The 25,376-nt window shown below is 71.1% G+C and carries 21 protein-coding genes; 9 read left to right on the forward strand and 12 right to left on the reverse strand.

Going from position 1 to position 25,376, the window contains the following annotated elements; translation table 11 throughout:
- Position 1: 1 nt before the first annotated feature.
- The 4 genes from ACTWQA_RS02830 to ACTWQA_RS02845 all read right to left on the reverse strand — a co-directional run bounded on the left by ACTWQA_RS02830 (position 2) and on the right by ACTWQA_RS02845 (position 5,407).
- Positions 2-1,288 (reverse strand): M20/M25/M40 family metallo-hydrolase, encoded by a 1,287-nt coding sequence (locus tag ACTWQA_RS02830; protein ID WP_443157731.1) that lies wholly within the window; start codon positions 1,286-1,288, stop codon positions 2-4.
- A complete protein-coding gene (locus ACTWQA_RS02835; RefSeq protein ID WP_443157732.1) occupies positions 1,285-3,144 on the reverse strand; it encodes a prolyl oligopeptidase family serine peptidase in 1,860 nt (619 codons plus the stop codon). Before ACTWQA_RS02835 ends, ACTWQA_RS02830 begins: the two co-directional genes overlap by 4 nt.
- Positions 3,145-3,150: 6 nt before the next feature.
- Positions 3,151-4,197, reverse strand: coding sequence for a C39 family peptidase (locus ACTWQA_RS02840; protein WP_443157733.1), 1,047 nt, complete (start codon positions 4,195-4,197; stop codon positions 3,151-3,153).
- Between the two features lie 97 nt (positions 4,198-4,294).
- Entirely contained in the window at positions 4,295-5,407 is a 1,113-nt protein-coding gene (locus tag ACTWQA_RS02845; RefSeq protein WP_305918055.1) for a DUF5925 domain-containing protein, read from the reverse strand.
- 195 nt (positions 5,408-5,602) lie between these two features.
- Between ACTWQA_RS02845 and ACTWQA_RS02850 the strand changes: the two genes are divergently transcribed.
- From ACTWQA_RS02850 to scpA, 5 genes are read left to right on the forward strand one after another with little or no spacing between them, the layout of a single operon-like run.
- Positions 5,603-7,468, forward strand: a complete 1,866-nt coding sequence (locus ACTWQA_RS02850) for a CASTOR/POLLUX-related putative ion channel (RefSeq protein ID WP_443157734.1) — start codon at positions 5,603-5,605, stop codon at positions 7,466-7,468.
- A gap of 19 nt (positions 7,469-7,487) precedes the next feature.
- Complete coding sequence (mtnA, locus tag ACTWQA_RS02855; protein ID WP_443157735.1) at positions 7,488-8,426, forward strand: S-methyl-5-thioribose-1-phosphate isomerase; 939 nt, start codon at positions 7,488-7,490, stop codon at positions 8,424-8,426.
- Between the two features lie 52 nt (positions 8,427-8,478).
- The gene (locus ACTWQA_RS02860; protein ID WP_443157736.1) at positions 8,479-9,291 is read left to right on the forward strand and encodes a peptidoglycan recognition protein family protein; all 813 of its coding nucleotides are present in this window, start codon (positions 8,479-8,481) and stop codon (positions 9,289-9,291) included.
- 44 nt (positions 9,292-9,335) lie between these two features.
- A complete protein-coding gene (locus ACTWQA_RS02865) occupies positions 9,336-11,099 on the forward strand; it encodes a methylmalonyl-CoA mutase subunit beta (protein ID WP_443157737.1) in 1,764 nt (587 codons plus the stop codon).
- On the forward strand, positions 11,096-13,249 hold the full coding sequence (gene scpA, locus ACTWQA_RS02870; RefSeq protein WP_443157738.1) for a methylmalonyl-CoA mutase: 2,154 nt from the start codon (positions 11,096-11,098) through the stop codon (positions 13,247-13,249). The genes ACTWQA_RS02865 and scpA overlap by 4 nt, the downstream gene beginning before the upstream one ends.
- Here scpA and ACTWQA_RS02875 read toward each other — a convergent pair.
- On the reverse strand, positions 13,227-15,026 hold the full coding sequence (locus ACTWQA_RS02875) for a protein kinase domain-containing protein (RefSeq protein ID WP_443157739.1): 1,800 nt from the start codon (positions 15,024-15,026) through the stop codon (positions 13,227-13,229). The two genes, scpA and ACTWQA_RS02875, sit on opposite strands and share 23 nt — an antisense overlap.
- A gap of 110 nt (positions 15,027-15,136) precedes the next feature.
- On the opposite strand from ACTWQA_RS02875, the gene meaB reads away from it, so the two are divergent.
- Positions 15,137-16,096: a methylmalonyl Co-A mutase-associated GTPase MeaB gene (gene meaB, locus ACTWQA_RS02880; RefSeq protein WP_443157740.1), complete on the forward strand. Its 960-nt coding sequence runs from the start codon at positions 15,137-15,139 to the stop codon at positions 16,094-16,096.
- 156 nt (positions 16,097-16,252) lie between these two features.
- Here meaB and tnpB read toward each other — a convergent pair whose 3' ends face one another.
- The 5 genes from tnpB to ACTWQA_RS02905 form a co-directional block, all read right to left on the reverse strand.
- Complete coding sequence (tnpB, locus tag ACTWQA_RS02885) at positions 16,253-17,767, reverse strand: IS607 family element RNA-guided endonuclease TnpB (RefSeq protein ID WP_443157741.1); 1,515 nt, start codon at positions 17,765-17,767, stop codon at positions 16,253-16,255.
- Positions 17,764-18,078 (reverse strand): hypothetical protein, encoded by a 315-nt coding sequence (locus tag ACTWQA_RS02890; RefSeq protein WP_443157742.1) that lies wholly within the window; start codon positions 18,076-18,078, stop codon positions 17,764-17,766. The genes tnpB and ACTWQA_RS02890 overlap by 4 nt, the downstream gene beginning before the upstream one ends.
- 144 nt (positions 18,079-18,222) lie before the next feature.
- Positions 18,223-18,594 (reverse strand): acyl-CoA thioesterase, encoded by a 372-nt coding sequence (locus ACTWQA_RS02895; RefSeq protein ID WP_443157743.1) that lies wholly within the window; start codon positions 18,592-18,594, stop codon positions 18,223-18,225.
- Between the two features lie 65 nt (positions 18,595-18,659).
- Positions 18,660-20,417: an AMP-dependent synthetase/ligase gene (locus tag ACTWQA_RS02900; RefSeq protein ID WP_443157744.1), complete on the reverse strand. Its 1,758-nt coding sequence runs from the start codon at positions 20,415-20,417 to the stop codon at positions 18,660-18,662.
- A gap of 50 nt (positions 20,418-20,467) precedes the next feature.
- Positions 20,468-20,641, reverse strand: coding sequence for a hypothetical protein (locus tag ACTWQA_RS02905; protein WP_327582791.1), 174 nt, complete (start codon positions 20,639-20,641; stop codon positions 20,468-20,470).
- Between the two features lie 26 nt (positions 20,642-20,667).
- Between ACTWQA_RS02905 and ACTWQA_RS02910 the strand changes: the two genes are divergently transcribed.
- The 3 genes from ACTWQA_RS02910 (at position 20,668) to ACTWQA_RS02920 (ending at position 24,067) form a co-directional block, all read left to right on the forward strand.
- The gene (locus ACTWQA_RS02910; RefSeq protein ID WP_327582790.1) at positions 20,668-21,189 is read left to right on the forward strand and encodes a CGNR zinc finger domain-containing protein; all 522 of its coding nucleotides are present in this window, start codon (positions 20,668-20,670) and stop codon (positions 21,187-21,189) included.
- Between the two features lie 243 nt (positions 21,190-21,432).
- Positions 21,433-23,034 carry an ABC-F family ATP-binding cassette domain-containing protein gene (locus ACTWQA_RS02915; protein WP_443157745.1) on the forward strand — a complete coding sequence of 534 codons (1,602 nt, stop codon included), beginning with the start codon at positions 21,433-21,435 and terminating at the stop codon, positions 23,032-23,034.
- Positions 23,035-23,143: 109 nt separating this feature from the next.
- The gene (locus ACTWQA_RS02920; protein WP_443157746.1) at positions 23,144-24,067 is read left to right on the forward strand and encodes a hypothetical protein; all 924 of its coding nucleotides are present in this window, start codon (positions 23,144-23,146) and stop codon (positions 24,065-24,067) included.
- A 62-nt stretch (positions 24,068-24,129) separates the two neighbouring features.
- On the opposite strand, the gene ACTWQA_RS02925 is transcribed toward ACTWQA_RS02920, so the two are convergent.
- Both ACTWQA_RS02925 and ACTWQA_RS02930 read right to left on the reverse strand, forming a co-directional pair.
- Positions 24,130-24,387 (reverse strand): TFIIB-type zinc ribbon-containing protein, encoded by a 258-nt coding sequence (locus ACTWQA_RS02925; protein ID WP_305918041.1) that lies wholly within the window; start codon positions 24,385-24,387, stop codon positions 24,130-24,132.
- 57 nt (positions 24,388-24,444) lie between these two features.
- Positions 24,445-25,299, reverse strand: a complete 855-nt coding sequence (locus tag ACTWQA_RS02930; protein WP_443157747.1) for an aminoglycoside phosphotransferase family protein — start codon at positions 25,297-25,299, stop codon at positions 24,445-24,447.
- Between the last annotated feature and the right edge of the window lie 77 nt (positions 25,300-25,376).

A 25,376-nucleotide genomic window follows, 5' to 3' on the forward strand; every position in this document is an offset into this window, starting at 1 on the left:
ATCAGAACGGAATGCTTTGTTCCACACCGCTGAGCAGGCGGGTGAGGACGCGGGTGCCGAACTCCAGGCCCTCCACCGGCACCCGCTCGTCCTTACCGTGGAACATCCCGAAGTAGTCGAGATCCGGCCGGAGCATGAGCGGCGCGAAACCGTAGCCCTTGATGCCGATCCTGGCGAAGGACTTGGCGTCCGTGCCGCCGCTCATCACGTACGGCACCGGCCTGGCCATCGGGTCTTCGGCCGTCAGCGCCCCGGCCAGCTCGTCGAAGAACGCCGACGGGTACGGCGCGTCGGGCGCGTCCTCCAGATTGACGAACTCGCGGGTGATCTTGGGCCCGAGCAGCTCGTCGATCGTCGACAGGAACTCCTCCTGCAGCCCGGGCATGAAACGCCCGTCCACGTGCGCCTCCGCCGTTGAGGGCACCACGTTGACCTTGTAGCCGGCCGCCAGCATCGTCGGGTTCGCCGAGTTGCGGATCTGGCTCTTGAACAGGCCGCCGAGCGGGCCGAGCCGGGCGGCCTCCGCATCCAGCCGGTCCAGGTCGATCGGCTGGCCGGTGATCTCCGACAGGCTCTGGAGCAACGCCGCCACCGACGGCGTGAGGCGGACCGGCCACTGGTAGGAGGCCACGCGCGACAACGCGTGCACCAGCGTGGCGACCGGATTGTCCACCGGGGGGCGTGAGCCGTGCCCGGCCACGCCGTGCGCGGTGAGCTTCATCCACGCGGTCCCGCGCTCGCCCACGGCGATCGGGTAGACCCGGTGGGCGCCGGAGGCCACGCTGAATCCGCCGGACTCGCTGATCGCCTCGCTCACGCCGTCGAACAGCTCCCGGTGCTCGCTCACCGCGTGCCGCGAGCCGTAGTCGCCGGTGGCCTCCTCGTCGGCCAGGAACGCCACCACCAGGTCCCGCGTGGGCCGCACCCCCCGGGTCGCCAGGTCGACCACGGTCGCGAGCGTCATCGCGCACGAGCCCTTCATGTCGACCGCGCCCCGGCCGTACACGCACTCGTCCACGATCTCCCCGGAGAACGGGTGCATCCGCCACTCGGCCGGGTCGGCGGGCACCACGTCCAGGTGGCCGTGGATGAGCAGCGCGTCGGGGGAGTCGCCGTCGATCCTGGCCACCACGGTGGTCCGCTTCGGCGCCGACTCGAACACGACCGGATCCAGGCCCGCGTCGGCCAGCAGCGTGGCCACGTATTCAGCCGCCGGGCGCTCGCCCGCCCCCGGATTGGTGGTGTCGAACCTGATCAGATCCGAGCAGATCTCGGCGACGCTCTTCACGCTCTCCCTTTCAGCTTCAACGGCGGCACCTCGGGCGTCTCCATTCCGAAGATCAGCCCGTAGAAGGCCAGCTCGGCCTCGAGCGCCGCGACGATGGTCTCCTCCCTGCGCCAGCCGTGCTGCTCGCCGGGGAAGGTCAACAGTGCCCACTCTTTGCCGTGTTTGTCCAATTCGGCGGTGAACCGCTCGGCCTGCCCGACGTCCACGATCGCGTCCTCCAGGCCGTGCAGCATGAGGCACGGGCCCGACGCGCGGGCGGCGTTCAGCAGCGGCGAGCGCTCGGTGTAGCGCTGGCGCGTCCCGGGCAGCGGGCCCACGAGGCCGTCGAGGTAGCGGGATTCGAAGTCGTGTGTCTCGGCCGCCCAGCTCTCCGGGTCGGTGATCGCGTAGTGGGCCACCCCGCCCGCGAACACGTCACTGTGCACGAGCGCCGCCACCGTGGTCCAGCCGCCGGCGCTGCCGCCCCGGATGGCGAGCTTCGCGGCGTCGGCGCGGCCCAGCTCGACCAGGCCGCGGGCCACCTTGGCGCAGTCTCCCACGTCCACCACGCCCCACTGGTGGCGCAGCCGCTCCCGGTAGGCGCGGCCGTAGCCGGTCGAGCCGCCGTAGTTCACCACCGCCACGCCGATGCCGCGGCTGGTGAAGTAGGCGATCTCCAGGTCGAGCACCATCGGCAGGTGCATGGTCGGGCCGCCGTGCACGAAGATCACGTATGGGCCCGGGCCCAGGACCCCGGACGGCGGGTAGAGGTGCGCGTGCACACCCTCGATCGTCACGGCCTCCGGAGTGGGCAGCAGGTCACGTTCCGGCAGCGGTTTCCTGGCCGACACGACCTCGGGCGCGCCCCCGTCGAGATCGACGAGCGTGACCTCCATGGGCGTGTACGGCGTCGCCCGCACCGCCGCCGCCCTGCCGCCCGCCACCGACACGGTGGCCGACCAGTGGGTGGCCGCCCCGCCGATCTCCCGCAGGTCGCCGGTGTCCGGGTCGAGCACGCCGAGGCGGCGGCCGTCGCCCGTGCCGTAGATCACGACCAGCCTGCCGTCCTCCGCGACGGCGAAGTACGTCAGGCCCGGCTTCCACGCCGCGTCGCCGAACTCCTGCTCCATCGGCGTGAGGTTGCGGCCCGGCGAGCCGTCCACGGGGACGAGATGGATGTTCCACCAGCCGGTGGGGTCGGTCGCCGCGTACAGGGCACCGTCGTCGCGCCACTCGGCCTGCGTCACCGACTCCCGCGGACCGCCGGCCACCACGCGGTGCTCACCTGCCGTGCCGTCCGCGCGCAGCGGGGCCACGCACAGCTCGGAGCCGTCCCAGGGCATGTTCGGGTGATCCCAGCCGATCCAGGCGACATAGTGCCCGCCGGGCGAAATGCGCGGATTAATCAGGAAATGGTGGGCTTTGACGATCACCCGGACCGGCCCGCCGTCCAGCGGCACCGCCACCAGGTCCCGCACGTCGTCGGTCTCCCGTACGGCCCACACCTCGTCCCTGCCGGGAGGGAGATAGAGGTCCGCGTAACGCGAAGGACCCTCTGGAGTGATCGGCACGGGCGAGGAGCCGCCGTCGAGCCGGTACAGGCGCTGGTCGGCCCAGTTCGTGAAGACCAGCCCGCCGCCCGGCAGCGGCCGCCAGGAGCGGCCCCCGTACTCGATGACCCGGTTACGCGCGTTCCACCCCTGGGGCAGCACGTCGGTACGGGAGCCGTCCGGCAGCCGGCGCACCACGCACCGCCTGCCGCCCTCGTGCGGACGCGGCTCGTCCCACCAGGCCTCGACCCCGGAAGGCGTGGCCACCGCCTCCACCCACAGAGGCCTGCCGTCGGTCCGGGCCACGTCGATCGGTCGAATGCTCACAACAACTCACCAATTGCCGTCGGTACAGGGAGGAAGGGGATGCCCGGGCGGGTGCAGCACGTACGCGATGCCGCCGCTGCCCGAGCTCCTGAGCCACACGTTCTCGAACGCCGCCCGCGGATAGATCCGCCGGACCTCGTCGTCGCGGGGCGCGGCGGGATCGTTCACGACGACGTCGCCCCCGGCCGTGAAGCCGGCCACGACGAGGATGTGCCCGTTGGTGGAGTAGCAGGAACCGGGTAACTCGTGCGCCTTGAAGGACTGCGACGTGATCACCGGGATCCCGGCACGCACGAACAGCTCCAGCTCCGCCGCGGACCGCAGCCGCGTCACGAACCCCGCCAGCCCGTACCGGCCGGCGTACGCCACGTTGAACGGCCAGTTCCCGGTGCCCTGGTAACTCTCGTCGTACGTGCCCATGGCCGCGTGGTCCACGACCGGAGCCGGGTCGCCCGCCCCTACCCAGTCCAGCTCGCTCGGTTGCGGGCCGCGCCCCCAGAAACCGAGCACCATGGCCACCGACGCCGGGCCGCACCAGTTCGCGCCACCGCCGTCGAAGCGCGGATGGTGCCCCGCGTGCGCGTGCTGCGCATGCCGCGGCACGGCCAGCTCCACGGGGTCCGCCGCGACGGGATCACTGGGCGTCACGGGCCGCTGAGGCACGGCCGAGGCCATCACGCCCAGCCCGGTGACCAGGGCGCCCGCGCCGTGCCGGGTGATGCGTACCTGGTAGGCCACCACCGGCCGCCTGGCCACGAACGTGTCCACCGCCACGTCCCCGTCCTCGTCGCCCTGCCCGGGCACCGACGTGCGCGGATCGCCGAGTTCGGACCAGCGCCCCATCACGTACCACTTGGTACGGGCCCCTGATGCGGCCCTGGCCCGAAGCGCGACCTCGATCCACGCACCCGGCGGGGTGCGCGCCGTCCACGAGGGCACGAGCTGAGTGGCGGGAAAGCCGATCTCGCGTTCCTCGCTCGTCCACACGTCCTCAGCCGCGACGGGCACGGCGAAGCGGGCGAAGGAGACACGGGCCAGATCGACGGTGAGCACCAGACCTATTGTGGTTTCGCACTTCGTGTCGCACATCGGATGGTTTACGTACCGGCCGGGACCCGCTCCACCTGCGGGCCGGGCTGCCGGTCGTGACTTAGAGGTAGAGGCCCGTGGACTCGTCGCCCGCGACGGGAGTGATCGCGCGGCCGGAGCGGAGGGCGTAGAGCTCCGCGAGCGTCGCCCCCGACGGGCCCACGCCCTCGGACGTGCCGAGCCAGGCGACGGCCTCGTCCCTGCTGAGCGGGCCGACCTCGAGCTGCGCCAGGCAGCGGCCCGGGCGGATGACCGCGGGGTGGAGCCGGGCCAGGTCCTCGTTGGTGGTGATCGCCACCAGGACGTCGCGGCCCTGGCCGAGCAGGCCGTCGGTCAGGTTGAGCAGGCGCGACAGGCCCTGGCCCGCCTGCGCCTTCGCACCCGCGCTGATCAGCTCGTCGCAGTCCTCCAGGACGAGCAGCCGCCACCGCTGCGTCTCATCGTCGTCGCTGTCGTAGCCGACCGCCACCTCCATGAGGTAGCCGGGCTCGTCGAACAGGCGCTCCGGGTCGAGCACGCAGTCCACCTGACACCATTCGCCCCACTGCTTGGCCAGCGTCCGCAGCAGCGTGGTCTTGCCGGTGCCCGGCTGGCCGTGCAGGAGGATGAGGCGGCCGTTGACGTCCCCGGGAGTGACCGCCATCAGCTTGTCGATGGCCGGGCGCACCTTGCCCGGGTAGTTGGCGCTGATCTCGGACCAGGGCTGCGCGGAGATCGGCTTCTCCGAGCGGGTGCCACCGTGCGTGCCGCGCCACCAGAAGCCCATCTCGACGTGGTCGGCCTCGGGGACCGCCTCCTCCGCGCCGTCGATGCTCTCCTCGAGCACGGACTTGGCCAGCTCCTCGCTCACCGCCGTCACGCTGACCATCGCGGTGCGGTTGCGGTGGCGGATGACCCGCAGAGTCCAGCCGTCGCCTGAGATCAGCCGGGACTCCGAGCCGTCCTCGACCCGCGCCGTGCGCAGCACGCGGCCGCTGGACGGGCTCAGCGGGGCGTCGGGCCGCACGCGCTCCAGATTGGCCAGGCGGGACCAGGGCTGGGCGCCGGTCGCGAACGGCGACAGCGCCAGCGCGTCGATCACGTCGATGGCGGAGTCGGCGTCGTCGATCCAGATGTTCATCGGCAGCTCAGAGGAGTCCGGGCTGGGGAACGGCACCTCCCTAATCACAGACATACCGTCAATGATCTAGGCCTCCACGTCGGATGTCGAAGGGTTTTGGCGGTGGTTCACGCTGAGCGTACCGGTCGGGGATGAGCGGGCGGTGCGCACTATGGCCGATACGTTACCCGTCGCGCTGCGGAAGTGAAGATCGCCCGGTACCGTGGACCGTTGGGTTAAATCACTCCTTTCACGGAGGTAACGGGGAAAGTGTCGAAGATCACGTTCCGTGAACGGGCGCGGTACTGGTTCGACAACACGATGTCCAAGGGCACCGCCTCGCTCATCGGCTGGCTGGCCCTCGTGTCGGTCGCCCTCATCGCGGTCGTGACCGTGCTGACGCTCTGGCTCGCGCCGGGTGAGCCCGAAGGCGTGGGCCACGCCGGGGAGGTGCTCTGGATCGCTCTCATGCACGCCCTCACGCCGGGCAAGGTGGCCAGCGACAAGGGCTCGATCGCGTACATGGCGGTGATGTTCACCGGCTCGCTCGGCGGCCTGTTCATCGTCAGCATGCTCGTCGGCCTGCTCTCGAACGGGCTCAAGCAGAAGGTGGACCGCCTGCGCAGGGGCCGCTCGCGGATCGTCGAGTCCGGCCACACGGTGGTGCTCGGCTGGTCGGACCAGGTGTTCACGATCGTGGGGGAGCTGGCCAAGGCGCACGCCAGCCAGAAGCACTCCGCCATCGCCGTGCTGGCGGAACGTGACAAACTCGAGATGGAGGAGGCCATCCGCGAGCATGTCGGCGACCTGGGCGGCACCCGCCTGGTGTGCCGCACCGGACGGCCCACCGAGCCACGCGACCTCGCGCTGATGAACCTGGCCAAGGCCCGCTCCGTCGTCGTGCTCTCGCCCGAGGGCGAGGACCCGGACGCGCACGTGATCAAGATCCTGCTCGCGCTGGCCAAGCGCCAGGGCGTGCATCCGCCGGTGGTCGCCGCGCTCGCCTCCAGCCGCAACATCGCCGCCGCCCGCCTGGCCGGCGGCCGGGACGTGCACCTGGTGGACTCCGACGACACCGCCTCCAGGCTGATCGTGCAGTCCTCGCGCCAGTCCGGCATGTCCGTGGTCTGCATGGACCTGCTGAACTTCGACGGCGGCGAGATCTACCTGCGCACCCCGAAAAAGCTCGTCGGCGTCACGTACGCGGAGGCGCTGCACGCCTACCAGACCGCCTCCGTCATCGGCCTGCGCCGGCCGTCCGGCGTGGTGCTGAACCCGCCGTCCGACACCGTGGTCAACGCCGACGACGAAGTCATCGTGATCGCCCACGACGACTCCCACGTCCGCCTGGCCGCCGGCAAGCCGTCCCTGGACGAGGCCGCCATCGTGGAGGCCGGGAGCCCCGCCCCCGAGCCCGAGCGCACGCTCCTGCTCAACTGGAACGGCCGGGCCGAGCAGATCGTCCGCTACCTCGACGGGTACGTCGCGCCCGGCTCCGTCCTGGAGATCGCCGCCGACCACCCCAAGGCGGGCACCGGGCTGGCCGGGCTGCGTCACCTCACCGCGAACGTCAAGGACTGCGACACCACCGACAGGTTCGCGCTCGAGTCACTCGGCGTCGGCCTCTTCCAGCACGTCATCGTGCTGTCCGACGACCGCTTCGACCCGCACCACTCCGACACGCGCACGCTCATGACGCTGCTCCAGCTCCGCGACATGCAGAGCACGCTGGGCGAGCACTACTCGATCGTCAGCGAGATGCACGACGAGAACAACCGCGCCCTGGCCGAGGTCACCGAGGCCGACGACATCGTGATCAGCGACACCGTCATCGGCCTGCTCCTCGCGCAACTGGCCGAGAACAGGCACCTGGCGGACGTGTTCGGCTACCTCTTCGACTCGCGCGGGTCGGAGATCTACCCGCGCCCGGCCGCCGCGTACGTCAAGACCGGGACGAAGGTGACGTTCTCCACGGTCGTGGAGTCCGCCCGGCGCAGGGGCGAGACCGCCATCGGCTACCGCAGCTCCGCGGCCCGCAACGTCCCTCCGCACTATGGCATCGTGCTCAACCCGAGCAAGGCGGAGCCCATCGTGCTGGGCGCGCGCGACTCGGTCATCGTGCTGGCCGAGCGCTAGACGTACTACCGTTTGCCTCGTGAGGACCATTGACTGGGCTGACGGCGCCGTCGAGCTCGTGGACCAGACGCTGCTGCCCGACAAATGCGTGATGCTCCGCATCCACACGGTGGACGAGCTCATCGACGCCATCCATCGGCTGGCCGTGCGGGGCGCGCCCGCGCTCGGCGTGGCCGGCGCCCTCGGCGTCGTGCTGGCCGGTGGCGACCCGGCACAGATCGCCAGGCTCCGCGCCGCCCGGCCCACCGCCGTCAATCTCGCCTGGGGCGTCGACCAGGCCGCCGCCCACCTGCCCGAAGGCCGCGAGGCGGTGCTGGCCGCCGCACTGCGCGTGCGCGACGACGACATCGCCGCCTGCAAGGCCATGGGGGAGCGCGGCGCCGACCTGCTCGAAGGCGACCGGCTGCGGATCATGACCGTGTGCAACACCGGCGGGCTCGCCGCCGTCGAACGCGGCACCGCGCTCGGCGTCGTGCAGACGCTGCACGAGCGGGGACGGCTGGCCGAGGTGCTCGCGCTCGAGACCCGTCCCCTGCTGCAGGGAGCCAGGCTCACCACCTGGGAACTGGCCAGGATGGGGGCGCCGCACCGGCTCATCACCGACTCGGCGGGACCATATCTGCTGGCCAAGGGCGAGGTGGACGCGGTGCTCATCGGCGCCGACCGCATCGCCGCCAACGGCGACACGGCCAACAAGATCGGCTCGTACGCGCTCGCGCTCGGCGCGGAACGCGCCGGGGTGCCGTTCATCGTGGTCGCGCCCGAGTCCACGATCGACCAGGGCACGCCCTCAGGCGACCACATCACGATCGAGGACAGGGGCGCCGACGAGGTCGTGTCCTTCTGGGGCGTGCGCGTGGCGCCCGAGGGCACACTCGCACTGAACCCGGCCTTCGACGTGACCCCGCACGACCTGATCACGGCGATCGTGACGGACAAGCGAGTGATCAGGCCTTAGGAACCAAATCTCCGATCTCCCGGACCTGTCTGCTTCGACCGCGTTACGCTCGGTGTCCCCGACGACTCTCCCGGAGTTCACCGTGGCCATTGACCTGGTGTTGCGGCGCGACTGGAACGCTCGCGCGCCGCGTGGCGCCTACACGCAGCTTGACTCGACCAAGGGCGTGAAGGTCCACTACACGGGCGGCCGGGTCAATCCGGGCATCGTGTCCGACCACGACGGATGCGTCTCGCTGGTGCGGTCGATCCAGGCCCATCACATGGACGGCAACGGCTGGATCGATCTGGGCTACTCGTTCGTGGCATGTCCGCACCAGAAGGTGTTCGAGGGGCGAGGGCTGCACCACCTGCCCGCCGCGAACGGCCCGGGACTCAACGCCGGCCACTACGCCGTGCTGGGGCTGGTGGGCAACGCGGGACTGGTGCAGCCGCCCGACGGGGTCCTGCACGCGATCCTCGACGCGGTCCAGTACGTGCGCGATCAAGGCCACGCGGGCAGGGAGGTCAAGGGGCATCGTGACGGCTACGCCACCGACTGCCCCGGCGACCCCCTCTACGCGTGGGTGCGCCGGGGCGCGCCCCGTCCCGGCGGGACCGCGCCGCCACGGCCCGGCCCGGTGGCGCCGCCCTTCCCCGGCCGGCTGCTGAAGTATCCCCCGGTGATGCGTGGGGAGGACGTGCGGACCTGGCAGCGGCAGATGCGCACGCGGGGCTGGGACCTGGACGTGGACGGCGCGTACGGTCCCGGCTCGCGCGACGTGTGCCGCCGGTTCCAGCGCCAGCAGGGGATCGAGGACGACGGGATCGTCGGGCCGGTCACGTGGCGGCTGGCTTGGGAGGCCCCCGCCCGTGGACAGGGGTGACCCGGGGTTACTGGTCACCCGGCGTTGCGCCTACTATCCGAATCATGGAGCTGGCAGCGGGATTCGAGCCCACGACCCGGGACGGCTGGCGGGCGCTCGCGATGCAGGTGCTGCGCAAGTCCGGGATCGAGGCGGGTTCGCCGGAGGAGGCCCTGTCGCACGCCACGTATGACGGGCTGACGGTGGCGCCCCTCTATGACATGGACGACCTGCCCGAGGATCCCGGGCTGCCCGGGGCGGCACCCTACGTGCGCGGGTCGCGGGCCGTCTCCGGCTGGGACGTGCGGCAGCGGCACGCCGTGCCCGACGCCGAGGCGGTGCTGGCCGACCTGGAGAACGGCGTCACCTCGTTGTGGCTGGTCGTCGGCGACGGCGCGATCCCGGTCGGCGCGCTGGAGACGCTGCTCGCCGAGGTCTCCCTCGACCTGGCGCCTGTCGTGCTGGAGGCCGGCGTGCTGGCGCGCGAGGCCGCCGAGGCGCTGTTGCGGCTGGCCGCCGCGCGCGGCACCGCGCTCAGCGGCAACCTGGGGGCCTCGGGCGCCGTGGGGGCGGAGCTGGCGCTGCGGTGTGCCGCCGAGCTCCCGGGCTCCGCGAGCTCCGCCGGGCTGCGGGCCGTCACCGTGGACGCCACGCCCTACCACGACGCGGGCGCCGGCGACGCCGAGGAGCTCGGCTGCTCGATCGCGCGGGGCGTCGCGGAGCTGCGGGCGCTCAGCGGGGCCGGGCTCTCTGTTGAGCAAGCGCTAGGGCAGATCGAGTTCCGGTACGCCGCCACCGCCGACCAGTTCGCCACCGTCGCCAAACTGCGGGCCGCCCGCCGGTTGTGGGCCAGGGTCGCCGAGGCGTGCGGCGCCCCCGAGCACGGGGGGCAGCGGCAGCACGCGGTGACCAGCTCGGCCATGATGACCGCCCGCGACCCGTGGGTGAACATGCTGCGCACCACCATCGCCTGCTTCGCCGCCGGCGTGGGCGGCGCGGAGGCGGTGACCGTGCAGCCGTTCGACGCCGCGCTCGGGCTGCCGGACGCGTTCTCGCGCCGCATCGCCCGCAACACGCAGTCGCTGCTGCTGGAGGAGTCGGGGATCGGGCGGGTGATCGACCCGGCCGGAGGCTCCTGGTACGTGGAACGCCGCACGGCCGACCTGGCCGAGCGGGCGTGGGCGTGGTTCCAGGAGATCGAGGCCGCCGGCGGCCTGGACGCGGCCGCGGGACTGGTGTCCGAGCGCATCGCCGCCACGCGCGCCCACCGCGCCGCCGACATCGCCCGCCGCCGCTTCCCGATCACCGGGGTCAGTGAGTTCCCCAACCCGGGCGAGAAACCCCTTCGCCGCACCCCGGCCCCCGCAGCGGGTAGGCAGGCGGCGGGCGAGGCTGGGTTGCCGAAGGTGCGCTACGCCGAGGAGTTCGAGGCGTTGCGGGACCTCGCCGACGCCCAGCCGGAGCGGCCCAAGGTGTTCCTGGCCACCATCGGCCCCGTCGCCGCCCACACCGCGCGGGCCGCGTTCGCCGCGAACCTGTTCCAGTCGGGCGGCCTGGACACCGAGACCGCGGGGCCCGGCGCCGACCCCGAGCAGATCGCCACCGCCTTCGCCGTCTCCGGCACGACCGTCGCCTGCCTGTGCTCCAGCGACAAGCTCTACGCCCAGCACGCCGCCGCCGTCGCCGTGGCGCTGCGCAAGGCCGGGGCGAGAAAGGTGTGGCTGGCGGGGAAGGGGCACTACGACGGCGTGGACGCCAACCTCTACGCGGGCTGCGATGCGCTGCACGTTCTCCGCACGACCTTCGACGACCTGGAGGTGACCCGATGATCCCGGACTTCTCCGGCATCCCGCTCCACCCCCTGCCCGAGCAGGGGGCGGGGGAGCCGAAGCCCGAGGGCGAGGTCTGGGAGACACCCGAAGGCATCGCCGTCAAGCCGCTCTACACAGCCCGGGACCTCGAGGGACTGGACTTCCTGCGGACCTATCCGGGCGCGCCGCCTTACCTGCGCGGCCCCTACCCCACCATGTACGTCAACCAGCCGTGGACCATCCGCCAGTACGCCGGCTTCTCCACGGCCGAGGACTCCAACGCCTTCTACCGCCGCAACCTCGCGGCCGGCCAGAAGGGCCTGTCGGTGGCCTTCGACCTGGCCACCCACCGCGGCTACGACTCCGACCACCCGCGCGTGGCCGGCGACGTGGGCATGGCCGGGGTGGCGATCGACTCGATCTACGACATGCGGCAGTTGTTCGACGGGATCCCCCTGGACCGGATGTCGGTGTCGATGACCATGAACGGCGCCGTGCTGCCGGTGCTGGCGCTGTACATCGTGGCCGGCGAGGAGCAGGGTGTCGCGCCGGAGCAGCTGGCGGGGACCATTCAGAACGACATCCTCAAAGAGTTCATGGTCCGCAACACCTACATCTACCCGCCGGCGCCGTCGATGCGGATCATCTCCGACATCTTCGCCTACACCAGCGAGAAGATGCCGAAGTTCAACTCGATCAGCATCTCCGGCTACCACATCCAGGAGGCCGGGGCGACGTGCGACCTGGAGCTGGCGTACACGCTGGCCGACGGCGTCGAATACCTGCGGGCCGGGGTCGCGGCCGGGATGGACGTCGACAGGTTCGCGCCGCGGCTGTCGTTCTTCTGGTGCATCGGCATGAACTTCTTCATGGAGGTCGCCAAGCTGCGGGCCGCCCGGCTGCTGTGGGCGAAGCTCGTCGCCGGTTTCAACGCGAAGAATCCGAAGTCACTGAGCCTGCGTACGCACTCCCAGACCTCCGGATGGTCGCTGACCGCGCAGGACGTGTTCAACAACGTCGTCCGCACCTGCGTCGAGGCCATGGCCGCCACCCAGGGCCACACCCAGTCGCTGCACACCAACGCCCTCGACGAGGCCCTCGCGCTGCCCACCGACTTCTCCGCCCGCATCGCTCGCAACACCCAGCTCCTCCTCCAGCAGGAATCGGGTACCACCCACGTCATCGACCCCTGGGGCGGGTCATACTACGTCGAACGCCTCACCCACGACCTGGCCGAACGCGCCTGGGCCCACATTCGGGAGGTGGAGGCCGCCGGCGGCATGGCCAGGGCCATCGAGGCCGGCCTGCCCAAGCTCCGCATCGAGGAGGCGGCGGCCCGCACCCAGGCCCGCATCGACTCCGGGCGGCAGCCGGTGATCGGCGTGAACACATACCGTGCCGAGAGCGACGAGGCCATCGAGGTGCTCAAGGTCGACAACAGCGCGGTCCGCGCCCAGCAGCTGGAGAAGCTGGCCAGGCTCCGGGCCGAACGCGACGACGTGGCCGTGCGGCACGCGCTCGACGCGCTCACCAAGGCCGCCGACAACCCGGCGCCGGGACTGGGCAACAACCTGCTCAAGCTGGCCGTGGACGCCGCCCGCGCCAAGGCCACGGTGGGCGAGATCTCAGACGCGCTCGAGCGGGTGTTCGGCCGGCACGCCGAGCAGGTCCGTACCATCACAGGGGTGTATCGCGACGAGTCGGGCTCCACCGCCAACATCGAACGCGCCCGCCAGGCCTGCGCCGACTTCGAGCGGGCCGAGGGCCGCCGCCCGCGCATCCTGGTGGCGAAGATGGGCCAGGACGGCCACGACCGCGGCCAGAAGGTGATCGCCACCGCCTTCGCCGACCTGGGCTTCGACGTGGACGTCGGCCCGCTGTTCCAGACGCCCGAAGAGGTCGCCAGGCAGGCCGTCGAGGCCGACGTGCACATCGTCGGCGTCTCGTCGCTGGCCGCCGGGCACCTCACCCTGGTGCCCGCGCTGCGCCAGGCGCTGGCCGACCTCGACGCGGCCGACATCATGATCGTCGTGGGCGGGGTCATCCCGCCGGACGATCACGACGAGCTGCGGGCCGCGGGCGCCGCCGCGATCTTCCCGCCGGGCACCGTGATCGCCGACGCCGCACTGGATCTGCTCGAGGAACTCAGACGTCGTCACACAGCGTGACCGAGATGGACCGCTGAATGAGGACGGGAGAGGTGATCCGCAGCGTGACGCGGTGCGTGCCGCCGGCCGTGCCCGTGAGGTTGCGCGGGGAGGCGAGGTAGCGCTGGCCGTTCTCGGAGATGACCGCGGAGGAGCGGGCGACCGTGGTGCCGTCGATGAGCCAGGCGTACCTGAACGTCAGCGGGTCGCCCGTGCGTGCCACCAGCGCCTGCAGCGTCACCTGGCCGCCGGCCCAGCAGTCGCCGTCGCGCGTGCCGCCCGCGCGCAGGGAGGCGACCCTGAGCCGGCCCGTCACGGCGGCGGGCGTCGTCTCGGCGCTGGGCGTGCCGGCGGTGCTGGTCACGGTGTCGGCCTTCGACGTGGGGGTCGTGGGGGTGAGCCACACGATGGCGGCGGCCAGCGCCAGGACGGACACACCGGACACCAAGGCGATCATCACGGTCTTCACCCGTCGCCGGCCGGACCGTTTCCGCGCCTTGCCGCCGCCGCCCGGCTGGCCCGCGACCAGGATGTCGACGAGCGTGGAATGCTCCACGAGAGCCCCCGGCTGCGCCTCACCGGCCGCCGGCGGCCCGTCCGCGCCCGCATACGTGTCGCCGTTCTCGGCGTATCCGCCGGCGGCGTGGTGCGCGGCGGTGTGCTGCGCGGCGCCGGGGTGCCCGGTGGTGGTGAGGAGCCCGGCGGCGGCCAGGGGCGGGTCCACGGGGGCCGACAGCGGGACCCGGCCCCGGTGCGAGGCGGAGGGCTGGCGCCGGTCCGCGCCGTGGTGTGGCGCGGCGGCCGCGTCGTGCTGCGATGCCCGGCCGGGGTGCGCCGAGTCCCCCCGCGACGCGGGAGCGGTGCGCGGCCCGGCGTCATGCGCCGCGCCATGGTGTGCGGGACGTGCCGGGTGCTGACCGGACGCGTGCACCGCGCCCGGGGCAGAGCGATCCGCCGCAGGGGTCGCGTAGTCGTCGTCGGGGGTGCGAGCCGGGTGGCGGCGCGGCCGGTCCGGTCCTTCGCCGCCGATCAGCCGCAGCAGCACGTCACGCATCGCGGGCCGGCCGGCGGGTTCCTTGGCCAGGCAGGCGGCCACGACGTCACGCAACGGCCGTGGCAGGTCGTCGATCCGCGGCTCGTCACGCAGGATCCGGTTGATGACGGCGGGCAGCGAGTCGTCCCCGAACGGCGGCACCCCCGTGGCCGCGAACACGACGACCGACGCCCACGCGAACACGTCCGCCGGCGCCTGCGCCGCCTTCCCCGCCAGCTGCTCCGGCGCCATGTACGCGGGTGTGCCCACGATGTTGCCGGTCGCACTCATCCTCGGCCCGAACGCCCCCGCGATGCCGAAGTCCACGACCCGCGCCCCGTCGGACCCGATCAGCACGTTCGCCGGCTTGAAGTCCAGGTGCAGCACGCCGGCCTGGTGGATGGCGTCCAGCGCGGTCGCGGTCGCCACGGTGAGCCGCTGCAGCTCCGCTCCGCCGAGCGGCCCCGCCTGTTGCAGCGAGCGTCCCTCCACATACTCGGAGACGACGTACGGTCTCCCGCCGGCCGACCCGTCCAGCACCCGCGCGAGGCAGAACGGCTCGACCTTGCGCGCGGCCGCGATCGCCGCGGCGAGGCGGTCGCCCCCGGCCAGCCCTTCACGCAGCACCTTGACGGCGACAGGGGTCCCGTTGCGGGCCTGGCCGAGGTAGACGACACCGTGGCCGCCCGCGCCGAGCCGCCCGACCAGCCGGTACGGCCCCACAGCCGCCGGGTCGCCGTCGCGCAGGGGTTCGACGTTGGGCATGAGGGGAGTGACTCCTGTGACGGCTGAGAAGAGAACTCCAGCACCATACTGGCAAATGTCAAGACTTGTCAGAAGTTAGCCTGATCAAACAGAAGAAAGGGGCAAGCCGGGTGCACGCGCTGGAGGACTACGCCGGGGGCGTACGGGCGGGCTCACGTACGTGGATCGCCCGCGCGATCACCCTGGTCGAGTCGACCAGGCCCGACCACATGGCCCTGGCCCAGCGCCTGCTCGTCGAGCTCATGCCGCACACCGGCCATGCCTGCCGGGTCGGCGTCTCCGGGGTGCCGGGCGTGGGCAAGTCCACGTTCATCGACTCGCTCGGCACGCTCCTGACCGGGCAGGGGCACAAGGTCGCCGTCCTGGCCGTGGACCCGTCCTCCACCAGGACGGGCGGCAGCATCCTGGGCGACAAGACCCGCATGTCCCGCCTGGCGGCCGACCCGGCCGCCTTCATCCGCCCCTCGCCCACCTCGGGAACCCTCGGCGGCGTCACCAAGGCGACGAGGGAGGCGATAGTCGTCGTCGAGGCGGCCGGGTTCGACGTCGTCCTGGTCGAGACCGTCGGCGTCGGGCAGTCGGAGACCGCGGTGGCCGACATGGTGGACACGTTCCTGCTGCTCACCCTGGCCCGCACCGGCGACCAGCTGCAGGGCATCAAGAAGGGCGTGCTGGAGCTGGCCGACGTGATCGCGGTCAACAAGGCCGACGGCGAGCACCAGCTGCCGGCCAGGAAGGCCGCGCGGGAGCTGGCGGGCGCGCTGCGCATGCTCCGCTCGGACTCCACCCCGCCTCCCGTGCTCACCTGCAGCGGCCTCACCGGCGACGGCCTGGAGCGGCTGTGGCGGCAGATCCTGGCCCACCGGGAGTCGCTCGACCTGGCCGCCAAGCGCCGTGCTCAGCAGGTCGGCTGGACGTGGACCCTCGTCCGCGAGCGGCTGCTGTCCGAGCTGCGCAACGACCCCGAGGTGGCGGCGATCAGAGCGGAGATCGAACGCGAAGTCCTGGCGGGCGAGCTGACCCCGTCGCTCGCGGCCGACCGCCTGCTGTCCGTCTTCAAACGTCCCTGATCCGCTCCCGCCGCGCCCGGCTATGCTGACCCCGATGGACGTCAAGGCGCTCCTGCGCGACCACCCGGACTGGCTCGCGCACCTCGAATCCGTTGCTGAATGCCTCAAGGGCTATCAGCAATCCCGGCCTTTCGGCCGGAAAGGTCCGTGACGGTGTCACCAAAGCGTGAGAGCTTCGGTGGCCTGACGACGGTGTCCCGCTTCCTTCCCGCACTGGGCGGGGATTGCACCACCTGCTCGCCCGCCCGGGCCGGTTTCCCGGCTGGGCGGTGGCGGCGAGTCTTCTGGTCGGTTCCACGGGCCTTCAGCGCTTTGCGCGCTCCGGTCTCCGCCCACTGCGGTACCGGTCATCCCAGCCGCCGCGAGGGCGGCGAGGTTGCGTGCGGCGTTCTCGTCCCGGTCCATGATCAGACCGCAGTTGTCGCAGCAGAGGACTCGCACGTGCAGCGGCAGCTTGGCTTTCGCCGCGCCGCACGTCGAGCAGGTCTTGGAAGATGGGTACCAGCGATCCGCGATGTGCACTGTCCCTCCTGCCCATCCAGCCTTGTAGACGAGCTGTCGGCGGATCTCGCCGAACCCGGCGTCGGCAATCCGCCGGGCGATCTTGGGGTTCTTGAGCATCCCCGCGACGTTGAGGTCTTCGACGACGACGTGCCCGTACTCGCGGGTGAGGCGGCGAGTGAGCTGGTGGATGCCGTCTGCCCGGAGGTTCGCCACGCGATGGTGGAGTCGGGCGAGTTGCTGCTTGGCCTCCAGCCACCCAGCTGAGGGAGTGCGCTTGGCCTTCCGGCCGGTGGCAGGGTCGTAGACGGTCGGGCCCTGCCTGCGGGCAAGCCGCCGAGCGGCCTTGCGCAGGAGTCTGAGCGCGGCATCGAGATGCTTGGGGTTCGGCTCGTACCGGATCTCACCTGTAGAGTCGGCCATCACCGCCAGGTGCTTGACCCCGAGGTCGACACCGACAGCTGTATCGGGCTGCGAGGCTTTACGCTCACCCCGCCGGATCTCGACCTGGAAGGACACGAACCAGCGTCCCCGCAGGTGCTTGACGGTCGCCGACAAGATGCGCGCCGTGCCGTTCGTAAGATGCTGTTCGAGCTTGCGCGTGGACTCGTGCGTCTTCACACGGCCGATCACCGGCAGCACCACGTGCTTACGATCGGTCTCGAGGCGGATCGTGCCGGTGGTGAACCGGCAGGCCGGAGTCGCCGTGGCTTTGCGCTTCCGTTTTGGGATGCCCATCTTCGGGCCCTTGCGGGTGCCGTTCTTCGACTTCGCATAGTTGTCGAACGCAGCCGCGGCGTTCGCGAACCCGGTGTTGTACGCCTCCTTGCTGTTCTCCTCCCACCATCCGGCGAACCTTGGGTCGGTGCGCTTGATCTGATTGAACGTCTTGCGCAGGGACGGCAGGGACCACGATCGCCACGGGGTGAGGTCAGGTTCGGCCATGCCGTAGGACTCTTCTGCCTTCCGCTGCCACCACGCGGCCAGGACGTAGGAGACAGCCCAGTTGTACGCGGCCCGCGCCGCGCCGGTGTGGGACCACAACCGACGCTCCGTCTGGGCGTTCGGATCCAACGCGAATTGGAACGCAGCAATCGTGTAGCCGGGGCGTGCTTTGAACCTCTGGAGCCGCTTCTTCCTCGTGGGCTCCTCGTCGCTGGTCGCGCTCAATTGGCGGCCTTGCCCGTGGCTGCCGCGACGGCCCATGTGGCACGGTTCTTCGCGGCACGGCGCCCATGCAGGTGGGCGCCTATCGAGGTGAGGATCTCGGTGATGTCTCGTTCGAGATCGTCTGTAGTCTCCTGCGGATCGAGGACCGCGCGTCGGCGACCGATGGAGGGCAGCCAGGTTTCGAGGTGCTGGACACCGAAATGGGCCAGGCGGTCCCGGCCCTCGATCACGGCCGCGTCCCGGCCGGCGCACAGATGGTCCGGCTTGCGTCTATGCCCATTCGTCGTAGAACGGTGGGTCACCTCACGCACCTCCTGTAACAGAAGCCTCACCCACCGCACATATTACTTATTGTTACCGAGGTTTTCCATATTGTTTTCGAAAGAAGCTTGGGCAGCTCCGACGGCAGGCCGCCCAGGAGGGCGATGGCGAAGCCGCTGAGGTTTCAGTAGCGGCTAAGCGGGTGTGGTGAGCATCGCGGGCAGCGGGGCCGCCCGGCCGTCGCGGATGCACACATATGTGATCGTGCCGACGGCCACCAGCTCGTCCGCGCGCCGCATGGTGAACGTCATCGTGATCGACGTTGTGCCGACCCGGATGGGCACACTCTCCACAGCCAGCACGTCGCCTAGCCGGGCGGGCGCGTGGTGCTCGCAGCCGCTGGCCTTGACGACCAGGTCGGCGCCCTCCTGCCGGAGCCGGTCGTAGCCGCCCCTGGCGCCGAGCCAGTCGAGGAAGGCGTCTTCGAAGTACTCGTAGTAGCGGGTGGCGTGCATCATCGCCTGCGTGTCGCAATGCCGCGGGCGTACCGGGAGATGCGAGATCACCCCATGAACCCTACGCGCGGCGGTGAGGCGAGCGGGAGCCGTCCGGCCCACCGCCCGCCCGCGCGCTAGCCCTCGTAGAAGGAGTCCAGCGTCTCGCCGTAACGCTCCTCGACGGCCTTACGCTTGATCTTGAGGCTGGCCGTCAGCTCGCCCGTCTCCACCGCGAAGTCGTCGGCCAGGATCGCGAACTTCTTGACCGTCGCATAGCTGGCCTCGCCCGCGTTGACCTGGTCGATCGCCTTCTGGACCTCCTCGCGCACGCGCGGGTGCCCGCTCAGCTCGCGCGGGTCCTCCGGCAGGCCCTCGGCCTGCGCCCACGGCCTGGCCACGTCCATGTCGAGCGTGACCAGCGCCGTGACGAAGTTGCGCCGGTCGCCGTGCACGAACACGTGTGACAAGTACGGGCAGGCCGCCTTGATACGCGCCTCGAGGTATGTCGGCGCGACGTACTTGCCGCCCGAGGTCTTGATCAGCTCCTTCTTGCGGTCGGTGATGCGCAGTCGCCCCGCCTCGTCCAGCTCGCCGATGTCGCCCGTGTGCAGCCAGCCGTCCTGCAGCGCCGCGGCCGTCTCCTGCGGCAGGTTGTGGTAGCCGCGCATGATGCCGCGCCCGCGGATGAGGACTTCGCCGTCGCCGGCGACGCGGACCTCGGTGCCCGGCAGCGGCGGGCCGACCGTGCCGAACTTCATCGAATCCGGCAGGTTGAAGAAGTTGCCCGCCGACGACTCGGTCAGGCCGTAGCCCTCGAGGATCGGCAGGCCGGCCCCGTCGAAGAATTCGGCCATCTCCATGGACAGCGGGGCAGCGCCGGAGACGAAGAACCGGATCCGGCCGCCGAACCGGTCACGGAGTTTGGCGAAGACCAGGCGGTCGGCCAGGGCGTACTCGAGGCGGGAGGTGAGCGGGATGGCCGCGCCCCGCTGGCGGGCCCTGCTGACCCTGATGCCGGTTGCGCGCGCCCAGTTGAAGATCTTCAGCTTCAGGCCGCCCTCGCGCTGGACCGTGGCGGCGACCGTGTTGTGGATCTTCTCGAAGATCCGCGGCGCGGCGCCCATGAACGTCGGCTTGACCACGCCGAGATTCTCGGCGATCTTGTCGAGGCGGCCGTCGATCACCGTCGGCACCCCGATGTCGATCATCACGACCTCGAGCAGCTTGCCGAAGGAGTGTGACAGCGGCAGCCAAAGGAAGTGCAGATCGGCGGGAGAGATCAGGTCGAGCCGGCGGACCGCGTCGGCGACGTAGAGCCAGTTGTCGTGGGTCAGCTCCACGCCCTTGGGCCGGCCGGTGGTGCCGGAGGTGTAGATGAGCGTGGCCAGGTCGTCCTCGGCGATGGCGTCGACCATCGCGTCGTAGTCGCCCTCCTCGGCAGGCAGCGAGCCGAGCGTGACCACCCAGCCGTCATCGCTCGGCGAGCCGTCGATGACCACGACGTGGGTGACGTCGGGCAGCTCCTTCTGCACGGACCTGATCTTGGCGACCTGCTCGTCGTTCTCGGCGATGACGATCGTGCTGCCGGAGTCCGTGATGACGAAGGCCGACTCGGCGGCCGTGTTGGACGGGTAGATCGTGGTCGTGGCCGCGCCGGTCGCCAGCACGGCGAGGTCGGTGAGGATCCATTCGAGCCGGGTCGAGCACAGGATGGACACCCGCTTGCCCGGCCCTGCCCCCAGCTTCGCGAGGCCCAGCGCCAGCCCGCGTACGCGTTCGCCCACCTCCCGCCATGAGATCGATTCCCAGTCGCCGCCAGAGGGCACTCGATACGCCTCGGCGTCGGGGGTGGCCGCGATCCGGTCGCGGAGCAGGGCGGGAATGCTCGACATGCCTGGCCTCCTGGAGAGTGTTGACCAGACTTTAGGACGACAGGAGCGGATCAGTCGATGGTTGCGGCCCGGCGCGTGCGCGGCGGGACCATGGCGACCGTTCCTGACGTGCGCACCTCCCACGCGCCGCAGGTGCAGCGCAGGTAGGAGACCAGGCCCTCGGAGGTGCGGTGTGATGAGACGACGGTCAGGGTGAGCGGGTCGTGCAGGACTCTGGAGTGCATGGCTCCCACTCTGATGTAATGGCCTTATGCATTTCAACGCTTACGGCGGTAACGGGGCGGCCCTCGCGGCGGCGCTGGTCAACGCGACCGACTTCAGCCCGCGCGCGGTCGAGGCGATGCTGAGCGAGCACCGGCTCCTGCGTGCCGCCGTCAAGGCCGGGCAGGCCGAGGAGCTGCGGGCGTGGGCGCGCCTGCTCGACCCGGTGTTCGGCGAGGCCGACCAGGACGTGCAGATCAAGCTGATCAACGACCTGCTCGACGTCACCGCGTCGAAGCCGTACGTCAGTGCCCACGACGGACGCGAGCCCCACCTGCACTTCTACTCGCCTGACGCCGACATCGTCTCCAGGGCCAAGGACACGACCGCCGGCGGGCTGGCCATGTGCATGTCGTTCGCCGGCGGCGGCCGCCTGGGGCGGTGCGACCGGGAGGGGTGCGGGATCGTCTACGTCGACACCTCGCGGAACGGGCGGCGCCGGTTCTGCTCACTGGCCTGCGCGAACAGGGTCAACGTGGCGGCCCACCGGGCGCGCCGGGTTGCCAGCTGATCGGGCCGTCGCCTACGCTGGCAGACGTCTTATCCCCGACCCGTGAGGGCAGTTGATTTGAGGATCTGAGGTCGCGGGCACCGCGCCGTTCCGCCCTGTCGTGGGCATTGCGCGCACACCTGGACCTCTGGCGACCTCTTCGCCCTCTGTCGTGGACGAGACGAGTTCCTTGTGCGTTGCGCGCATCTGCGGTGATTCCCGCCAAGTCACGAAATTTCGGGTTTTGTGATGGGAGCCGCCTTTATGTCTTTTTCCATTGTCGTCGACCACGTCTCCTTCGGCTGGCCGGACGGCACCAACGTCCTTGACGGGCTCGACGCCGCCTTCCCGGCCGGCCGTACCGGGCTCATCGGGGTCAATGGGTCAGGCAAGTCCACCCTGTTGAAGATCATCGCTCGAGAGCTGGTCCCGCAGTCCGGGTCGGTCTCCGTGTCCGGCGTGGTGGGATACCTGCCGCAGAACGTGCCGCTCGCGGCCGCCCGTACCGTCTCCGACCTGCTGGAGATCAGCGGCAAGCGGGCCGCGCTGCATGCCATCGAGAGCGGCGACGTCGCCGAGGAGCACTTCACCGCGATCGGGGACGACTGGGACGTCGAGGAACGCGCCAGGGCCGAGCTCGACCGGCTCGGCCTGGACCACATCGGGCTGGACCGCACGGTCGGCACGCTGTCCGGCGGCGAGACCATCATGGTCGCGCTCGCCGCCCAGCTACTGAAACGGCCCGACGTCCTGCTGCTCGACGAGCCCACCAACAACCTCGATCTCGACGCGCGCGAGCGGCTCTATGCCGCCGTGTCCGCCTGGGCGGGCGTGCTCGTGGTGGTCAGCCACGACCGCGCGCTGCTCGGGCTCGTCGACCAGGTCGCCGAGCTGCGCGAGGGCGTCGTACGCATGTACGGCGGCAACCTCGCCGACTACGAGGACCAGGTCGCGGCCGAGCAGGAGGCCGCCCTGCGCACCGTGCGCACCGCAGAAGGGGAGGTGCGACGGCAGCAGCGCGAGCTGGTCGAGGCCAGGATCAGGATCGACAGGAACATCCGGGCCGGCAAGAAGGCGGCCGCCAACAACAAGGCGCCGAAGATCGTCGCGAACGGGCTCAAGCGCAAGGCCCAGGTGACCGCGGGCAAGCAGCGCACGCTGCACCTGGAGAAACTGGAGGGGGCCCGTGACCGGCTGAGCGAGGCCGAGCAGTCGGTGCGCGACGACGCGGAGATCCGCATCCAGCTGCCGGGCACCGAGGTGCCGGCCGGCCGCACGGTCCTCACCCTGCCCGTCGGCGATCCCGGGAACGCCTGGGCAGGGGAGGAGGAGACGCGGGTGACGGTGCTGGAGACGCTGGTCATCCGCGGGCCGGAGCGGATCGCGCTGCTCGGGCCGAACGGCTCCGGCAAGACCACGCTGCTCAAGCGGATCGTCGAGCACGGCGCCCACGTGCCGGTCCGCTACCTGCCACAGCGGCTCGACCTGCTGGACGACGCGCTGAGCGTGATGGACAACGTGCGCGCCGTCGCGCCGTCCGCCTCGGTCAACGAGGTGCGCGCCCGCCTGGCACGTTTCCTGTTCAGGGGCGAGCGGGTCAACCAGGCCGTCGGCACACTCTCGGGCGGCGAACGGTTCCGCGCCACGCTCGCCGCGCTGCTGTCGGCCGAGCCGCCCCCGCAGCTGCTCCTGCTGGACGAGCCGACCAACAACCTGGACATGCCGAGCATCCGCCAGCTGGCGCAGGCGCTGTCGGCCTACCGGGGCGCGCTCATCGTGGCCAGCCACGATCTGCCGTTCCTGGAGACGATCGGCATCACCCGCCGACTGCGGCAGGACAGGGAGGACGGCCTGACGGAATCGTGATTGACGGGCAGGGAGCAACCGGGCGATAGTGTGGCAGGTGGCTGCACCCCGGTTGATCTCGTGCGTTCTCGCTTTAGCGACACTCACGCTCAGCGCGTGTTCCCCCTCCGTGCCGACCCCTGAGGGCGGCGAGCCGAGGGTCAGCGGCGTCGCCGGCGGCACGGGCGACACGGGCGGCGTCGGGGCCGACGGCGGCAGCACGCCGAGCAGCAGCCCGAGCCCGGCGGCGCTCACGCCCGAGGCATACAAGGCCGAGCTCGACAGCAGGCACAAGTCCCTGTCCGGCGCGATCAGCGCCCTGGCGGGCGCGCGCGACGTCAAGGCGCTGGACCAGCGGGTGACCAAGGCCGAGGAGGCGCTGAGCGGGGCCGCCGACGCGCTGGGCGCCCTCAACCCGCCCGACACCGTACGCGCCCAGCACGACGCGTACGTGGCGAGCCTGCGGGACTTCGCCAGCGAGCTGGGGTCCACGGAGGGCAAGGTCGGCGCCAGGGACCTGTGCACGTCGTCGGCCGTGCTCATCGACCTCGACGACAAGCTGGCCGCCCTCGACGAGGCGGGCGAGGCTCTGCAGAGCGCCGGCGACTACCCGGCGGACATCGTGAGCGTGAAGGCCGGGCGCAAGCAGACCAGGCGGCTGAGCAACGGCTCGTTCGTCCGCAAGGGCAGCACGCTCAACGGCCGCAGCTCACTGGAGATCGACAACGGCGCCCCGCGCGACGCCGTGGTCACCGTCGTACGAGGCGGCAGCAAGGCCTTCAGCGTGTACGTGCGCAAGAAGGCGAAGTTCAAGGTCCGGGGCGTGCGGGACGGCAGCTACAAGATCTTCTTCACGCACGGCGTGGACTGGGACGGCAAGAGCAAGGCGTTCACCCGCGAGTGCAGCTTCGAGCGGTTCCAGAAGGCGGTGACGTTCAAGACCACCTTCACCGCCACGCAGATCCGCTGGCACGACTGGCGGGTCACGCTGCACGCCATCTCGGGCGGCAACGCCCGTACGGCGCCCGTGGACCCGGGCGACTTCCCCAGCTGAGGCTCGGCAGGCGTCAGGGCCGCGTACCCGCCCGGTGCGCGGCCCTCGCCTCGCCGATGAGATCAGGTCGAGAACAGCATGCCCACCCAGCTGCGCTGCCGGTGGTGGCCGTAGTGGTGACCGCCGCCGTGCGGCGCGCCCCAGGCCGGGCCGGGGGCGGCGGGCGGCGGGGGAGCCGCGTGGTACTGCGTCTCCATCCTGGTCAGCGTCTCCAGCTCGCCGTAGTCGAGAAAGATCCCCCGGCAGTTGTCGCACTGCTCGATGTGGACGCCGTTGCGCTCATAGGTCCGCATGTTCCCGCGGCACTTAGGGCACTGCATCTAAGTCGCTCTCCTTGGTTGGGGCTTGCAGGATGAAACCTACCGCGCGCAACCCCGTCACGCTCGGACGATTCTGTTGCACGACTCGACTAACGAGTGTTCGACCTCGTCGAGTTCCCGCCCGTCGCGCTCGGCGTTGACCACGGCCACCGCGGCCAGCTGCACGGTGAGCGCCCTGGCCGGCACGTCGAGCCGCCGCCACGGGTCGTCCCCCCGGCCGAGCGCCGGCCCGCCGGACGCCAGGTACGCGCCGAGGAACCGTTCCCACACCGCCGGATCCAGCAGCCCCGCGGCGTACCAGGCGGCCGGCCTGGCCAGGTCCCACGCCGGGTCGCCGACGCCGAGGTCGTCCACGTCGATGAGCAGCCAGCGGTCGCGGCAGACGAGCTGCCCCAGGTGCCAGTCGCCGTGCGTCAGCAGCCCCGGGGCGGGCGCCGACTCCGGCAGCTCCTTGAACGCCCGCCTGATGAGCTGCTCGACGGGCCCGTCACCGGTCATGCGCCCCACCGCGCGGGCGGCCCGCGCCGGCCCCCCGGCGGCGGGCAGCGCCGGCAGCAGCGTGAGGGGGGTGGCGTGCAGGGCGGCCAGCAGTCTGGCCCCTTCCTCCCAGGGTGCCGCATCGGGGTCGTCCTGCGCGACGGGGCTCCCGGCGGGCCAGACCGTCACCGCGCGCCCGCCGGCCGCCAGCACCTCGGGGTGCAGCGGGGCCAGCATGACGCCGCTGACCGCGGCCGCGGCGGCGGCCCGCAGCCGGACGCGCAGGGCGTCGCCGTCGTCGCGGGCGGAATGGGCCTTGACCACGACCTCGCCTCTGCGGAGCACGACGACGTCCGTGCGCGTCGGGTGTAACACGGGGGCTCCCGCGCCGCCGTACGTGGCGGCTATGCCCGCCAGCTCCTCCTCCAGACCCACTCGTACAGACTATTCGGCGGTATGGGCGGTTCATGCCGCCGGACGCGATCGCTCGGCGCTGGCTCCACCCCGTACAT

The sequence above is a fragment of the Nonomuraea sp. 10N515B genome, from assembly GCF_052245915.1.
Lineage (GTDB): Bacteria > Actinomycetota > Actinomycetes > Streptosporangiales > Streptosporangiaceae > Nonomuraea.

What these genes read in the sequence shown, in the direction of transcription:
- ACTWQA_RS02865 (WP_443157737.1), top strand. Translation starts at nt 9,336, where the DNA reads ATGGAGCTGGCAGCGGGATTCGAGCCCACGACCCGGGACGGCTGGCGG.
- ACTWQA_RS02915 (WP_443157745.1), top strand. Translation starts at nt 21,433, where the DNA reads ATGTCTTTTTCCATTGTCGTCGACCACGTCTCCTTCGGCTGGCCGGAC.
- ACTWQA_RS02845 (WP_305918055.1), bottom strand. Translation starts at nt 5,407, where the DNA reads ATGTCTGTGATTAGGGAGGTGCCGTTCCCCAGCCCGGACTCCTCTGAG.
- ACTWQA_RS02875 (WP_443157739.1), bottom strand. Translation starts at nt 15,026, where the DNA reads ATGCCCAACGTCGAACCCCTGCGCGACGGCGACCCGGCGGCTGTGGGG.
- ACTWQA_RS02910 (WP_327582790.1), top strand. Translation starts at nt 20,668, where the DNA reads ATGCATTTCAACGCTTACGGCGGTAACGGGGCGGCCCTCGCGGCGGCG.
- scpA (WP_443157738.1), top strand. Translation starts at nt 11,096, where the DNA reads ATGATCCCGGACTTCTCCGGCATCCCGCTCCACCCCCTGCCCGAGCAG.
- ACTWQA_RS02925 (WP_305918041.1), bottom strand. Translation starts at nt 24,387, where the DNA reads ATGCAGTGCCCTAAGTGCCGCGGGAACATGCGGACCTATGAGCGCAAC.
- ACTWQA_RS02905 (WP_327582791.1), bottom strand. Translation starts at nt 20,641, where the DNA reads ATGCACTCCAGAGTCCTGCACGACCCGCTCACCCTGACCGTCGTCTCA.
- ACTWQA_RS02900 (WP_443157744.1), bottom strand. Translation starts at nt 20,417, where the DNA reads ATGTCGAGCATTCCCGCCCTGCTCCGCGACCGGATCGCGGCCACCCCC.